The sequence below is a fragment of the Streptomyces katrae genome (assembly GCF_000717655.1).
In the GTDB taxonomy this organism is placed as follows: Bacteria; Actinomycetota; Actinomycetes; order Streptomycetales; family Streptomycetaceae; genus Streptomyces; species Streptomyces katrae_B.
Map to the genome: position 1 here is coordinate 35,035 of NZ_JNZY01000024.1, position 13,488 is coordinate 48,522.

General features: G+C 72.9%; 9 protein-coding genes. 7 read left to right on the forward strand and 2 right to left on the reverse strand.

The window, feature by feature from the left end:
- Positions 1 to 69: 69 nt before the first annotated feature.
- The 7 genes from IF09_RS0126045 (at position 70) to IF09_RS0126075 (ending at position 11,444) form a co-directional block, all read left to right on the forward strand.
- Entirely contained in the window at positions 70 to 1,254 is a 1,185-nt protein-coding gene (locus IF09_RS0126045) for an ATP-grasp domain-containing protein (RefSeq protein ID WP_030299655.1), read from the forward strand.
- Complete coding sequence (locus IF09_RS0126050) at positions 1,251 to 3,056, forward strand: IucA/IucC family protein (RefSeq protein WP_030299656.1); 1,806 nt, start codon at positions 1,251 to 1,253, stop codon at positions 3,054 to 3,056. The genes IF09_RS0126045 and IF09_RS0126050 overlap by 4 nt, the downstream gene beginning before the upstream one ends.
- On the forward strand, positions 3,053 to 4,360 hold the full coding sequence (locus IF09_RS0126055) for an MFS transporter (protein WP_030299657.1): 1,308 nt from the start codon (positions 3,053 to 3,055) through the stop codon (positions 4,358 to 4,360). Before IF09_RS0126050 ends, IF09_RS0126055 begins: the two co-directional genes overlap by 4 nt.
- Entirely contained in the window at positions 4,360 to 6,159 is a 1,800-nt protein-coding gene (locus tag IF09_RS0126060; RefSeq protein WP_078613463.1) for an IucA/IucC family protein, read from the forward strand. Before IF09_RS0126055 ends, IF09_RS0126060 begins: the two co-directional genes overlap by 1 nt.
- Positions 6,156 to 7,367, forward strand: a complete 1,212-nt coding sequence (locus IF09_RS0126065; RefSeq protein WP_030299660.1) for a type III PLP-dependent enzyme — start codon at positions 6,156 to 6,158, stop codon at positions 7,365 to 7,367. Before IF09_RS0126060 ends, IF09_RS0126065 begins: the two co-directional genes overlap by 4 nt.
- 821 nt (positions 7,368 to 8,188) lie before the next feature.
- A complete protein-coding gene (locus tag IF09_RS40645) occupies positions 8,189 to 8,482 on the forward strand; it encodes a trypco2 family protein (RefSeq protein ID WP_051832901.1) in 294 nt (97 codons plus the stop codon).
- Positions 8,472 to 11,444 (forward strand): tetratricopeptide repeat protein, encoded by a 2,973-nt coding sequence (locus tag IF09_RS0126075; RefSeq protein WP_030299663.1) that lies wholly within the window; start codon positions 8,472 to 8,474, stop codon positions 11,442 to 11,444. The genes IF09_RS40645 and IF09_RS0126075 overlap by 11 nt, the downstream gene beginning before the upstream one ends.
- A 287-nt stretch (positions 11,445 to 11,731) precedes the next feature.
- Here IF09_RS0126075 and IF09_RS0126085 read toward each other — a convergent pair whose 3' ends face one another.
- Together IF09_RS0126085 and IF09_RS0126090 are read right to left on the reverse strand one after the other, a co-directional pair.
- Complete coding sequence (locus tag IF09_RS0126085) at positions 11,732 to 12,385, reverse strand: CE1759 family FMN reductase (protein ID WP_030299664.1); 654 nt, start codon at positions 12,383 to 12,385, stop codon at positions 11,732 to 11,734.
- Positions 12,382 to 13,482 carry an LLM class flavin-dependent oxidoreductase gene (locus tag IF09_RS0126090; RefSeq protein WP_030299666.1) on the reverse strand — a complete coding sequence of 367 codons (1,101 nt, stop codon included), beginning with the start codon at positions 13,480 to 13,482 and terminating at the stop codon, positions 12,382 to 12,384. The genes IF09_RS0126085 and IF09_RS0126090 overlap by 4 nt, the downstream gene beginning before the upstream one ends.
- Positions 13,483 to 13,488: the final 6 nt, after the last annotated feature.

Below are 13,488 nucleotides of genomic sequence, written 5' to 3' on the forward strand. Positions count from 1 at the left end.
AACCGGACGATCCGTCCATCCGTGACCACAGCCGCTCGCCGCTCCACGACTCGGAAGGGGTCACCGCTCATGCGGTTGTACCTGCTCGCCCTCCCTCTCACCGACTCGGTCACCGACGGTTTCCTCCCCGCCGCCGCCAGGCTCGGTCTCGACGTCACCGTGCTGACCGACCAGCCCGAAGCCCACCGCGAGCGCTACAGCCCGGACATAGAAGTCCTGGAGTGCGACGTACGAGACTTCCGCGCCGTCATCACCCGGATAGCGACCCACCACGCGCCCGACGCGGTGTTCTCCAACAGCGACCACCTCCAGGTGCAAGCCGCCCTGGCCGCCGAATACTTCGGCCTGCCGGGCAAGAACTGGCAGACCGCCCTGCGCGTCAAGGACAAGGCGCAGATGCGCCGTCACCTCAACGCCTCCGGCACCGACTCCGTATGGTCCGTGGAGATCGCCCCCGGGGACCGGCCCGACGCCGCCGAAATCGCCTACCCCTGCGTACTCAAGCCGCGCGAGGGCGTGGCCAGCGAGGACGTGGTCATGGTGCACGGACCCGAGGACCTGCTCCAGCAGTGCAAGGAGATACAGGTGCGGCGGCCCGGCGTGCCCCTGGTCGTCGAGGAGTACCTCCAGGGCCAGCTGTACACGCTGGAGACGCTCGGCGACGGCGTGACCCGCCACGTCCTGGGCGGATTCCGCACCGAACTGACCCCGCCGCCGCTCTTCATCGAGCAGCAGCTGACCTTCGTCCCCGCCCATCCCGAGCCGGTCGTCGCCCAGATCCTCGCCCAGCTCGACGCCCTCGGCATCGGCTTCGGCATCTGCCACACCGAGTTCGTGGTGCACGACGGCCGCGCCCACATCATCGAGGTCAATTACCGCGCCATCGGCGACCAGTGCGACCTGCTCCTCGCGGACCTGCTCGGCATCCCGCTCTTCGAACTCGTACTGCAGACCCACCTCGGCGAGCCGCTCCCGGCCGACCTGGGGGCCCGCCGCGATGGCGCCGCCCGGATCTCGTGGCCCACTGCCGACCGCGCCGGCACCCTGACGGCCGCGCCCGACACCACCGATCTGGACGTGGACGGCGTACGGCTGACGTACCGTCCGATGCGCGCCGTGGGCGAGCGCCGCGACCTGCACCACACCCACCGCGACTACCTCGGCGCCGTGCGGGCCGTCGGCACCGGCCAGGACCTCGTCAACCGCGTCCATGCCGACTTCCTCGCCACCCAGCGCTGGGAGATCACGCCGTGACCCGCGCCGCCACGACCGTCGCGGCCGAGACCGCCGAAGACACCTTGCTGCTGCGGGTGCTCAGCGCTTTCCTCCGCGAGGACGTCGTCGGCCTGCGCACCCGCACCACCAGCGTCGACCGCGCGGACGGCACCTGGCTGCGGCTACCCCTGCCCGCCGGCGGGGACGCGGCGGCGCTGCTCCTCCCGGTGGCCGAGGACGGCTTCCAGGGCGCGTACGCCGCCCGCCTTCCGCTGCTCGTCAGGGAGCCGGACGGCACCGAACTAACCGGCTCCGAGGCAATCGTCGGCGTGCTGACCGGACTGGCCGACCCCGTCGACCGGCCCGGCTTCGAGGCCTTCGCCGAGGAGTGCCGCCAGACCCTGGCGACCATGCGGCTGCACGACCGGACCGCCGGGGAGGTCTTCGCGGACCTGACCGCCCGCTACGGCGCCGACCCCGCCGACTGGACGGGCCTCGCGGCCTCCCTCGCGTACGACACCCTCGCCGCCCGCCTCGACCACCCGGTCTACCCGACCGCCCGCGGCCGCTCCGGCCTGGAAGACGGGCAACTGCGCGCGTACGCCCCGGAGTTCCACCCGCGCTTCGGCCTGCGCTGGCTGGCCGTACCGCGGGACGCGCTCACCATCCCCGGCGGCCCCGCGGCGCTGCCCGCGAGCTGGCCCTCCCCCGCCGACCTCGGCCTGCCCGAGCTCTCCGGCAGCCACCTGGCGCTCCCGGTCCACCCGCTCAGCCTCGGCGCCCCGCTGCGCGACGCCCTGCGCGAAGCCGGGCTGGAGGGTACGGCCGTCCTCGCCGACGTCCCGTACCTGGAGGCCGTACCGACGCTGTCGATGCGTACGGTCGGCCTCGCCGGCCAGCCGGACCTGCACCTCAAACTGCCGCTGGCCACGGCCACACTGGGCCTGAGCAACCGCCGCACCATCAAACCCGACACCCTCGTGCACGGCGCCGCCGGACAGCGGCTGGTGGAGGCGGTGATCGCACGGGAGCCGCGGTTCAAGGACACGATCCTGCACGCCGACGAGACGGTCTACGCCCACGCGGGCCACGAGCTGCTCGCGGTCCTCTGCCGCCGCTACCCGGCCGGCCTCGACCGCGCCTCCGTGCTGCCCCTGGCCGCGCTGCTGAGCACCGCCCCCGGCGGGCGGCTGGTCATCGACCACCTCGCCGACCGCTTCTACGGCGGCGACCCGGTCGCCCTGCTCGACGCCTTCCTCGCCCTGCTCCTCGACTGGCAGACCACGCTCTACGGCTACGGCATCGCCCTGGCATCGCACCAGCAGAACATCTCCGTGGTGCTCGACCGCACCCCGCAGGACGGCCGCACCCGCCTGCGGTTGCTGTTCAAGGACGACGACAGCCCCCGCTTCAACGAACCGAGGCTGCGCCAGACGCTGGGCGCGGCGGCCGACGAGTTGCTGGCCTCCTTCCATGACCCGCGGATGTTCGGCGGGGACTACCGGGCCGTCACCGACATGCTCACCACCATCACCCTCCACCTGTGCGCGGGTTCCTACGCCTTCGGGCTGGCGGAACACGGCCGCACGGCCTCGCCCGAGGCGGTTCTGGGGCTCGTGCGCGAACGGCTGGCCGAGGCCGCCGAGCGGCTCGGGACGGGCAGCGGGGAGCCGGGCGCGGCGCTTCGCGAGCGGGTGCTGGACGCCGCCGAGCTGCCGGTGAAGGCGATGGTCACCGCCGGAACGCTGCTCACCAAACAGCGCTCGGGCGCCTCCGACATCAACACGCACTACACGACCGGCCCCAACTACCTGCGACGGCGAGCGAGGGACCTGCGATGAGTGCCACGGCGGCTGCGCCGACGGACACCGACCCGAAGGCGGCAGATTCGGAAGGGGTGGCCCGGCCGACTCTGGGGCGCCGTCAGGTGCATGCCGTCGCCGGGTGCTACTTCGTGGCGTCTTTCGCCGCACTCGGGCTGCCCCCGTACCTCACCGAGATCCTCCCCGGGCTCGGCGACACCACCGCCCACTGGGCGGGTGTGCTGTACGTGGTACCCACCGTTTTCGCCGGGGTCGGGGCCCCGCTGTGGGGCCGGCTCGCCGACCGGTTCGGCCGCAAGCGGCTGCTGCTGCGCGCCCAGCTCGGGCTCGCCCTGTCCTTCCTGCTGGCCGGCTGGGCCGACTCCCTGGCCACCTTCACTTTCGCCCTGGTGCTCCAGGGCATCCTCGGCGGCACCTACGCCGCGTCCAACGGCTACCTCGGGGCCGCCCTGGAGGGTCCGGAGCTGTCCAAGGCGCTCACCCTGCTGCAAGGCGCGGCGCGGGCGGCCCTGGTCTTCGCACCGCTGGTCGTCGGCGCACTGTCGCCATGGCTGTCACCCCACCGCCAGTACGCCCTGCTCGCCGTCCTGCCGCTGACGGCGGCGGTGCTGATCGCGGCTCTGCCGGAGTCGCGCGGGCCAAGACGGGCGCCGGCCGGTGAAGCGGCAGGGACCGGGAAGGAGACGTCGCGTACTGAGGCGCCCGGGGCGGAGGCGGCCGAGGTGACCGCCGAGCCCTCCCCGGTGTCGGAACTGCGTGTCCTCTACGCCCTGGAATTCGCCTTCGTCTTCTCCACCGTCATCTCGTACCCCTACCTGATTCAGCTGATCGAAGACCGCATACCCGGCACCTCCCCCTTCCTCTCCGGCGTCCTCTTCGCCCTCCCGCACCTGTGTTACCTGCTGACGGCGATGGTGGTGCATTCCGCCTTCCACCGCCGCCCCCGCCTCGGCATGGCGCTGGGCTTCACCTGCATCGCGCTCGGCCTGGCCGGGCACGGCGTGGCCGACAACCTGGCCGCGCTGGCCGCCGTACGGCTGCTTCTCGGCGCGGGCCTGACCCTCGGACTCGTATGTCTGTCCGTACTGGCCGCCGAATGCGTCAAGGGGCGTGCGCCGGGCCGGCTGTTCGGCGTGCGGGAGTTCTTCTCCAAGGCAGGCGCGGTCGTCGCCGGGGTCGCCGCCGCCGTGGGCACCAGCCACTACGGCCCGGCCGCGCCCGTACTGACCGGCTGCGCCATGGCCCTGGTGGCCGCCTGCGCCCTCGCCCTGCCCCGCTCTCGTAGCAGTCTCCGTTCCACCCGCACCCGCTGGAGCCGTTGATGCCCCCGCTGAACAAGTCGCTCGCCACCGATCCCCTGCCCGCCGGCCATACCGGCGCCGCCGGTTCCGCCGGCCGTACCGGCCTGCCGAGCGCCGACGACGTCGTCTCGCACACCCTCCTCAACTGCCTGCTGCGCGAAGTGTCCAGCCCCGAGCACCAGAGCGCCGTCACCGACGGCCACCTGCTGCTGCGCCTCCCCCGCCGCGGCGTGCTGCTGCGGGTCGCCCTGCGCCGCACCTCCCTCCTGGGCGCCCACCGGTTCACCGGCCCCGTGCTGGAGCAGCGCGGCGACCTCTGGGCCGGGATCGACTGGCGGCGCCTCGCCGAGTACGCCCAGGACGAGCTGTCGCTGCGTACGGGCGTGCAGAACGAGGAGTTCCTGGACCAGGTCGCCTCCGGCCACGAGGCCGTGACCGCGGCGCTGGCCGCCCGTACGGGAGGGCCCTCCCGCCCCTTCACGGACGAGGCGGGCCTCGCCACCTACCTCGCCTCCGAGCAGTCCCTGCTCTTCGGCCACCGCTTCCACCCGACCCCGAAGGCGCGCAGCGGCGACGCCGCGTCCTGGCTGTCGTACGCGCCCGAGGTGGGCGCCGCCTTCCCGCTGCGCCACCTCGCCGTCCGCGCCCATCTGATCGCCGAGGAACGCGTCGGGGAGAGCGCCACCGACCCGCTGGACCGGCTGCACCCCGATCTGCCGGACGGCTACCGGCTGCTGCCCGCGCACCCGTGGCAGTACGAGATGCTGCGCGAGCACCCCGAACTGCGGGCCGCCTTCGACCGCGGCGACATCCTGGACCTCGGCCCGGGCGGTCGGCCCTTCGCGGCCACGGCGTCCGTGCGCACGCTCTACGACGGCGAGACGTTCCTGAAGTTCAGCCTCAACGTCCGCATCACCAACTGTCTGCGGAAGAACTCCAGTTACGAGCTGACCGGCGCCGTCGCGCTGACCCGGCTCCTGGAACCCGCCCTGTCCGACCTGGCGGCCCGCTTCCCCGGCAGCGCGATGCTCCGCGAGCCCGCCTACCGCAGCCTCGCCCTGCCCGGCCCCGACGGGACCCCCGACCGCGCCCTGCTCGAAGGCTTCGGCGTGATCGTCCGCGAGGGCCTGTCCCGACAGCTCCTGCCGGGCACGACCCCGCTGCTCGCGGGCGCCGTCGCCGACGAGTACCCGACCGGCCCCGGCCACATCTCCCGCCTCCTGCGGGGGGCCGGACCACAGACGGCGCTCGACTGGTGGGCGGCGTACCTCAGGCTGCTCGTCCCGCCCGTACTGGCCGCCTACTTCGACCACGGCCTCGTCCTGGAACCCCACCTCCAGAACGTCGTCGTCTGCGTCGACGACGACGGCATGCCGGCCCAGGTCCTCTTCCGCGACCTGGAGGGCACCAAGCTCCTGCCCGAGCAGCACGCCGCCACCCTCGCCTCGCTGCCCGCGGACGTCGCCGGCCCCATGACGTACGACGCCGAGCGCGGCTGGGACCGGGTCGTCTACTGCCTCCTGGTCAACCACGTCGCCGAGATGCTCGCCGCGCTGGCCGACCTGCACCCGCAGACCGAAGCCGCGCTGTGGGCCCGGGTCCGCGCCACCCTCCAGACGCACGCCGACCGCCACGGCTGCCCACCGCGCCTCGCCGCCCTGCTGGCCGGCGTACCACTGCCCGCCAAGGCCAACCTGCTCACCCGCTGGGAGCGCAAGGCCGACCGAGAGGCCGGCTACGTACGCCTCGCCTCCCCTTTCGCCGAGGACGTCCTGTCGGAAGCGGCCCATGACGAGAACACCTGGAGCGAAGCCCGATGACCGCACCCACCGCATCGGTGACCGACCACGTCCTTTCGCTGGACTCCGCCGAACTCCCGGCCTACGTGTACGACCTGGCGGCCCTGCGCGAGCACGCGGCGTCCGTACGGGCAGCCCTCCCGGCGAGCGTCGAGCTGTACTACGCCGCCAAGGCCAACCCCGAGGCGGAGATCCTGTCCGCACTCGGCCCGTACGTCGACGGCTACGAGGTCTCCTCGGGCGGGGAACTCACCCACGCCGGCAAGGCCGTGCCGGGCCGGCCGCTGGCTTTCGGCGGCCCCGGCAAGACCGCGGCCGAACTGACCGCGGCCCTCGAGCAGGGCGTCTCCCGCTTCCACGTGGAGAGCCTCCACGATCTGAACGTGCTGGGAACCCTGTCGGCCGGCCTCACCCCCGAAACCCGCGTCTCCGTCCTCCTCCGCTTCAACCTCCCCCTGTCGCACGACTCGCTCGCGGGCAGCTCACTGACGATGGGCGGCCGGCCGACCCCGTTCGGCCTCGACCCGGCGGACGCGGACGCCGCCGTCCGGCTCCTCACGGACGGCCGGTATCCCCACCTCGAACTGCGCGGCGTCCACGCCCACCTGGCCAGCGGCCTGGAAGCGCCCGACCTCCTGACCGCAGCGGAATCCGTCATCACCTGGTCCGTCGACCTCGCCGCCCGCCACCGCTTCCGCCTCGCCGAGGTCAACGTGGGCGGCGGCATGAACGTCGACTACGCGTCCCCCGGGAGCCGCTTCGACTGGGCGGCGTACGGGGCCGGCCTCGCGCGCCTCACCGCCGCCCACCCCGGCCTGACCGTACGGATCGAACCGGGCCGGGCCCTGACCGCGTACTGCGGCTGGTACGCCACCGAGGTCCTGGACGTCAAGGACAGTCACGGCGAGGCCTTCGCGGTCGTCCGCGGCGGCACCCACCACCTGCGCACCCCGGCCACGAAGGGCCACGACCAGCCCTGCTCCGTCCTCCCGGTGGAGGCCTGGCCCCACCCGTGGCCCCGCCCGTCCACGAGCCGGCCCGCGGTCAACGTCGCCGGCCAACTCTGCACCCCCAAGGACCTCCTGGCCCGCCAGGTCCCGGCTGAGGGCCTCCGGGCAGGCGACCGCGTGGCCTTCGCCCTGGCCGGCGCGTACGCCTGGAACATCTCGCACCACGACTTCCTCATGCATCCTCATCCCACGTTCCATTTCCTGGGCGGCCGCGGCTAGGCCGTCTCTTCCAGGCCTGCCGGCGGGTCGGTGGCGGGCCTGGTCCGGTGGCGGGGCGCTGCTCCGTCTGCCCCGGTCCGCCGGGGCCGACGGGAGGAGACCGGCCGGTAGGCGGACGGGTGGCGGGCGGGGCGTGGGACATCCCCAGGGGACGTGCCCGCTCGCCGAAGGAGGCTCCCTCGCGCCACCCGTGCACACCTTGCCGCCCGACCGGTCCCGCAGGAGGTGGCGGGGGCGACTCGCCCCTGGCCGGGGCACTGGTCGTCACCGCGCTCCTGTCCGTGATGCTCCCGGCGGCCGCCACCGGCAACGGCACGATCTGGACACCCCGCCGTCGATGCCCCCGGCGCGTCAGAGCCCGGCCTCGGCCGCCGCGCCCTGCCCGCCGGGCAGGCGGGCCCCTGCCTCTACGTCATCGGCGGGGGGCGTCCGCGTGGGGCCGGACTTCCGGAGCACGCATCTCGGCGGGATCCGGCGGCGGGCGGCGGTCACGGAGGGTGGCAGCAGCCTTGCTGACCACCGATGCGGCAACCACCGCTCAGCCTGCGACCGCGGCAGTTCCCGTCCAGCGTCCGGTCGGTGCCGGCCTCCGCCACCGACTCGGGACGGACCAGGGGCCGCGCCCCGGGACGTCGCGGGAACCCGACGCCGCCCCGAACCACACACCGGTCCACGGACGCCCAGGGCGTCCTTGTCGTGAGGCAGAGCGAGCGCGCCAGAACCTTCGGCGGGGCGCTGATGCGTGATGATGTTGACTACCATCGTGGGTAGTTGACGTGCGGACCGGGCCTGGGGGGCTTCTTGTGAATGATGCGGTCGAATTGGCGGACATGATTGCGCAGCTGCGCCGGGAGCTGAGCCGCGCGATGTCCGCCGGCGAGGACTCGGACCTGAAATTCAAGGCGGAGCGCGTGGAGTTGGAACTGACCGTGGGAGTGGAGCGGACCAGCGAACCGGGCGTGAAGGTGCGGTTCTGGGTCTTCGACGCCGGCGCCTCGGCGAAGCGCTCGGCCACCGTCACCCAGAAGCTGACACTCACGCTCCAGCCCGTACGGGCGGACGCGCCCGAGCAGATGGCCCTGATCTCCGGGGACGAGCTGCTCGGTGAGCGCTGAGGCGGCCGCGCGGCGCGGCGGACTCGACCCGCACCGCATCGCCGAGGTCATCGTCACCACCGCCGCCGGAGGCGGGCGGCGGGGCTCGGGGTACCAGGTCGGCGACACGACGGTACTGACCGCCTTCCACGTGGTGGCGGGGGCGGCACAGGTGCTGGTGCGTTTCGACGCCGACCGGCCGGGCCAGTGGGCCGCGACGGCGGAGCTCGCCTGGTCGGATTCCGGGACGGACGTCGCGGTGCTGACCTTCGCGGCCCCGCCGGGCGCGGCGCCCGTCCCGTCCGCGCGGTTCGGCCGTATCGGCGACGACCGGCACGCCGTCATCGACGTCCACGCAGCGGGCTTCCCCCTGTGGAAGCGCCGGCGCGGCGCCGACGGCAGGCAGTTCCGGGAACTGCACCAGGCCGACGGAACCGTGGCCGCCCTGTCCAACCTGCGCACCGGAACCCTGGAGATCACGGTCCCGGCGGCGGCCGCCGACCCCGACCCCGCGGTATCGCCCTGGTCGGGGATGTCCGGGGCCGCCGTGTGGGCCGGGCCGTACCTGGTCGGGGTGGTCGCCGAACACCACCGCGGAGAAGGCCTCGGCCGGCTCACGGCGGTCCGCATCGACCACACCCTGCAGCGGGTCGCCGACGGCCCCCGGGCGGAGCTGGCCGCGCTGCTGACCCTCCCCGGTCACGCGGCGCTGCCGGAGGTCGGCGCCGAGCCGGACGGCCCGCACGCCCCGGGTGTGCCGACCCCGTCGAAGGTCATCGGGCTGCCGGTGGCGCACGGCCTCGAACTGTTCAAGGACAGGGCCGAGGCCCGGGACCTGATCGGCCGCCATCTCGCGGACCCGGGCATCCGGATGGTCACCGTCACCGGACGCCGGGGCATCGGCAAGAGCGCGGTCGCCGCCAAGGTCATGGATCTGCTGGAACACGGCGAGTGGCCGGGCCACGCCCAGGTGCCGCTTCCGGCGGGCCTGGTCAACCTGAGCACCCGTACCTCGGGGGTCTCCCTCGAACGCCTCTACTTCGACTGCGCCCGCGCTTTGGGCCCCGCGCACGAAGCCCGTCTGCTGGAGGTCTGGGCCGCCAACCGCCCCGTGCCGGACAAGATCGATGAACTCTTCGCCGCGATGGGGGACCGGCTCTTCGTCATCCTGGTCGACAACCTGGAGGACCGGCTCCTGGACGACGGCCGGCTCGACGACGAGGAACTCGACACCTTCTTCGACTGCCTCTTCCGGGCCCGGGGCACACCGAGGCTGCTCGTCACCTCGCAACTGCCGCTGCGCCTGCCGCCCGAGCTGCGCCGGTTCGCCGCCGAGGTCGAGCTGTCCGACGGCCTGCCACCCGCCGAATCCGTCGCGCTGCTGCGCGAACTCGACCAGGACGGCACCCTCGGTGTGGCGCAGCTCTCGGACGAGGAGCTGCTCCAGGCGGCGGTCCGCGTCCACGGAGTGCCGCGCGCACTGGAACTGCTGATGGGCGCCATGGCCGACGACACCCTGATGCTGCCGACGCTGGAGGACGTTCTCGAGGACTTCACCCTGCGCGGTGACGTGGTCGCCGGCCTGGCCCAGGACCGCTACCAGCGGCTGAGTGCCGACAGCCGCAGCGTGCTCAACGTCCTCGCGGTGCTGCGCACCCCCGCCCCGCGTGAGGCGGTCGAGTGGATCGTCGGCGGCCTCGACCCCGCGCTCGACGTCACTGCTGCCCTGTCCGGCCTGCTGCGGATACGCATGCTGTCGGTGGACCGGCGAACCCGCACCTATGCCCTGCACCCGATGGACGCCGACCTCGCGTACGGTGCCCTGCCGGCCGAAGGCCCGCTGGGGCGGCCCGCGTTGGAGCGACGCGCGGCCGAGTGGTACGCGCGGATCGCCCCGCCCCGCCGGGACTGGCGCACGCTGGACGACATACAGGCCCACCGGCGCGCATTCGACCACCGGGTGCGGGCCGGGGACATGGACGAGGCAGCGCTGATCATGGGCACCATCGGGCAATGGATGGTGTGGCACGGCTCGGTGCTCTCCGCGATCTCGATGCACCTGACTCTGGAGGAACAAGTGAACGACGACCGGGCACGACTCGCCCACCTCATCAGCTTCGGGCAAGCCCGGTTGAGCGGCGGCCCGCTGCCGCACGCGCTCGAACTGTTCACCGAGGCCGCGGAGGTGGCTGAGCGCATCGAGGACGGTCACGCGCTACAGGAGGCCATGTTCGGCCTGGGCGACGTACACCGGCAGCTGGGCCACCTGGAGGACGCGGCGGGGCCGCTGGCCCGGGCCGGCGCGCTGGCCCGGGAGAACGGCGATGCCGAAGCGGAGGCCCACGCCGTCCTCAGCCTCAGTCTCGCCCACAGCACCCTCGGCGACGGCGAGGCAGCCCTGGCGGGCGCCGACCGGCTGGGCGAACTCGCCGCGGCCTCAGGGAACCAGCTCACCGAAGCCCGCTCCTGGAACGCCCGCTTCACGGCCCTGCTGACCCTGGGCCGCTGGGAGGAGACCATCGTGGCGGGCGACCGGGCCGTGCGCGCCTACGCGGCCGCGGGCGTTCAGGAGGCGACGGACTACGCGCTGAACGCCAAGGGCGTGGCCCTGCTCGCCCTGGGCCGCCCCGAGGAGGCTCTGGCCTGCCTGGAGGAGGCGCTGCGCGCGGCGTCGGCCATGGAGAATCCGCGGACCGAGGGCGTCTGCCTCTACAACACCGCCTGGGCGCAGTGGACCCTGGGCCGGTACGGGCAGGCAGCCGAGGCGGCCGAGCGCTCGGCCGCCTCCCTGCACCGCGCCGGGGCCGTCGAGGCCACGGCGGCGCAGGCACTCGGCGAAGCGGCCCGCGCCAGGATGGTGCCCGCTGCGCGTACGGCGGCCGATGCCCTGGACCGGGCGGCGCAGGGCGCCGGCAGCAACGTGGAGATGGTCCGCCCGGCCTGGCTGACCGCGCACGCCGAGCACTTGCGCGACCACGCCTGACGGCGGTCCGCCGAACCCGTCGAGGACATCGCACCGGACCGGGCCTGGCAGCGGATGTCCCGGCCGGAGTACGCAGAGTCGATGCGCATCGACCAGGAAACCCTGGACGCCGAGCTCAGCGGGCGGGAGTCCGGGGTGTCCAGCGACCCACGACGTCCGGCCTCCTGACTCCCGCGTCCGGCCGGCATCGGCGAACCGGGCGTCCTCGGTTGGAGGTTGACGCCACCGCCGCCTCGCGTCGCGCTGGCTCAGTGCCGGTTGCGAGGGGGCGCATGGTATCGCTGCGGCTACTCGGCCTGTAGCGCGGCCAGTCGTTGCGCGAACGGCACCACCTCGAAGCCGTCGGCCGGATGCACCGACGTGATCGCCCCTGTCAGGGACCGGGGTGCGATCGCGGTGGCGGTGTCGACGTCCGGGATGACGTCCCGACCTGGGGGCGCCATGAAGCGTGCCAGCTCCGCGCCCGCACGGGCGATCCGTTGCGCCAGGCCCTCCTCACCCCAGTCCTGCGAGGCTGCGTACACAGCCGTCGGAAGGACGAGCGCACGCAGGTAGCTGAAGAGCGGGCGCAGAGCGTGTTCGGTGACCAGGGAGTGCCGGGCGGTGCCGCCCGTCGCGCCGAGGAGCACCGGTCTCCCTGTGAGGGCGTCCTTGTCGATGAGGTCGAAGAACGATTTGAACAGGCCGCTGTACGACGCCGCGAACACGGGAGTCACGGCGACCAGGCCGTCTGCGGCTGCCACCGCGTCGAGCGCGGCAGCCAGCCGGACGGGCGGGAACCCGGTGACGAAGTGCTCGGCGATCTCCGTCGCCAGGTCCCGCACTTCGATCACTTCGGCCTGCGCATCCACATGACGCAGTGTCGCGGCAGCGAGCCGGTCGGCGAGCAGCCGTGTCGAGGAGGGCGAGCTCAGTCCTGCCGATACGACGACGAGCTTCATGCCTGCGTCTCCTCCTTCGAAGTCTCCCGGGCGGCCGCAACACGGGCCGAGTGCGTCGGGGCGTCGGGCACTCCGGCCGGGCGCAGGTTCGCGAACTCCTTGCGCAGCACCGGCACGACTTCCTCGCCGAGCAGGTCGAGCTGCTCCAGGACGGTCTTCAGGGGCAGACCCGCATGGTCCATCAGGAACAGCTGGCGCTGGTAGTCGCCGACGTAGTCCCGGAAGGACAGGGTTCGCTCGATCACCTGCTGTGGCGAGCCGACGGTCAGCGGGGTCTGCGAGGTGAACTCTTCCAGGGACGGGCCGTGGCCGTACACCGGCGCGTTGTCGAAGTACGGTCGGAATTCGCGCACCGCGTCCTGCGAGTTCTTGCGCATGAACACCTGGCCGCCCAGCCCGACGATGGCCTGCTCGGGGGTTCCGTGCCCGTAGTGGGCATAGCGCTCGCGGTACAGGCTGACCATCTGCCGGGTGTGGGACGCCGGCCAGAAGATGTTGTTGTGGAAGAAGCCGTCCCCGTAGTACGCGGCCTGCTCCGCGATCTCCGGTGAGCGGATGGAGCCGTGCCATACGAAGGGCGCCACGCCGTCGAGCGGGCGAGGGGTGGAGGTGAAGGACTGCAGCGGCGTGCGGAACTTGCCCTTCCAGGTGACGACGTCCTCGTCCCACAGGCGGCGCAGCAACGCGTAGTTCTCGACGGCGAGGTCGATGCCGTCGCGAATGTCCTTGCCGAACCAGGGGTAGACCGGTCCGGTGTTGCCGCGGCCCATCATCACGTCGACGCGGCCGTCCGCGACGTGCTGGAGCATCGCGAAGTCCTCGGCGATCTTCACCGGGTCGTTCGTGGTGATCAGCGTCGTGGACGTGGAGAGGATCAGGTTCTCGGTGCGACCGGCGATGTAGCCGAGCATCGTCGTCGGCGAGGAAGGGACGAACGGCGGATTGTGGTGTTCGCCGGTCGCGAAGACGTCGAGGCCTACCTCCTCGGCCTTCTGCGCGATCGCGAGCATCGCCTTGATGCGCTCGTGCTCGCCCGGCGCGCGTCCGGTCGTCGGATCGGCCGTGACATCGCCGACGGTGAAGATCCCGAACTGCATGGCTCC

Bases quoted from the DNA above. Each gene is read 5' to 3' on its own strand.
- IF09_RS0126045 (WP_030299655.1), top strand. From the start codon at position 70: ATGCGGTTGTACCTGCTCGCCCTCCCTCTCACCGACTCGGTCACCGAC.
- IF09_RS0126055 (WP_030299657.1), top strand. From the start codon at position 3,053: ATGAGTGCCACGGCGGCTGCGCCGACGGACACCGACCCGAAGGCGGCA.
- IF09_RS0126060 (WP_078613463.1), top strand. From the start codon at position 4,360: ATGCCCCCGCTGAACAAGTCGCTCGCCACCGATCCCCTGCCCGCCGGC.
- IF09_RS0126065 (WP_030299660.1), top strand. From the start codon at position 6,156: ATGACCGCACCCACCGCATCGGTGACCGACCACGTCCTTTCGCTGGAC.
- IF09_RS0126085 (WP_030299664.1), bottom strand. From the start codon at position 12,385: ATGAAGCTCGTCGTCGTATCGGCAGGACTGAGCTCGCCCTCCTCGACA.
- IF09_RS0126090 (WP_030299666.1), bottom strand. From the start codon at position 13,482: ATGCAGTTCGGGATCTTCACCGTCGGCGATGTCACGGCCGATCCGACG.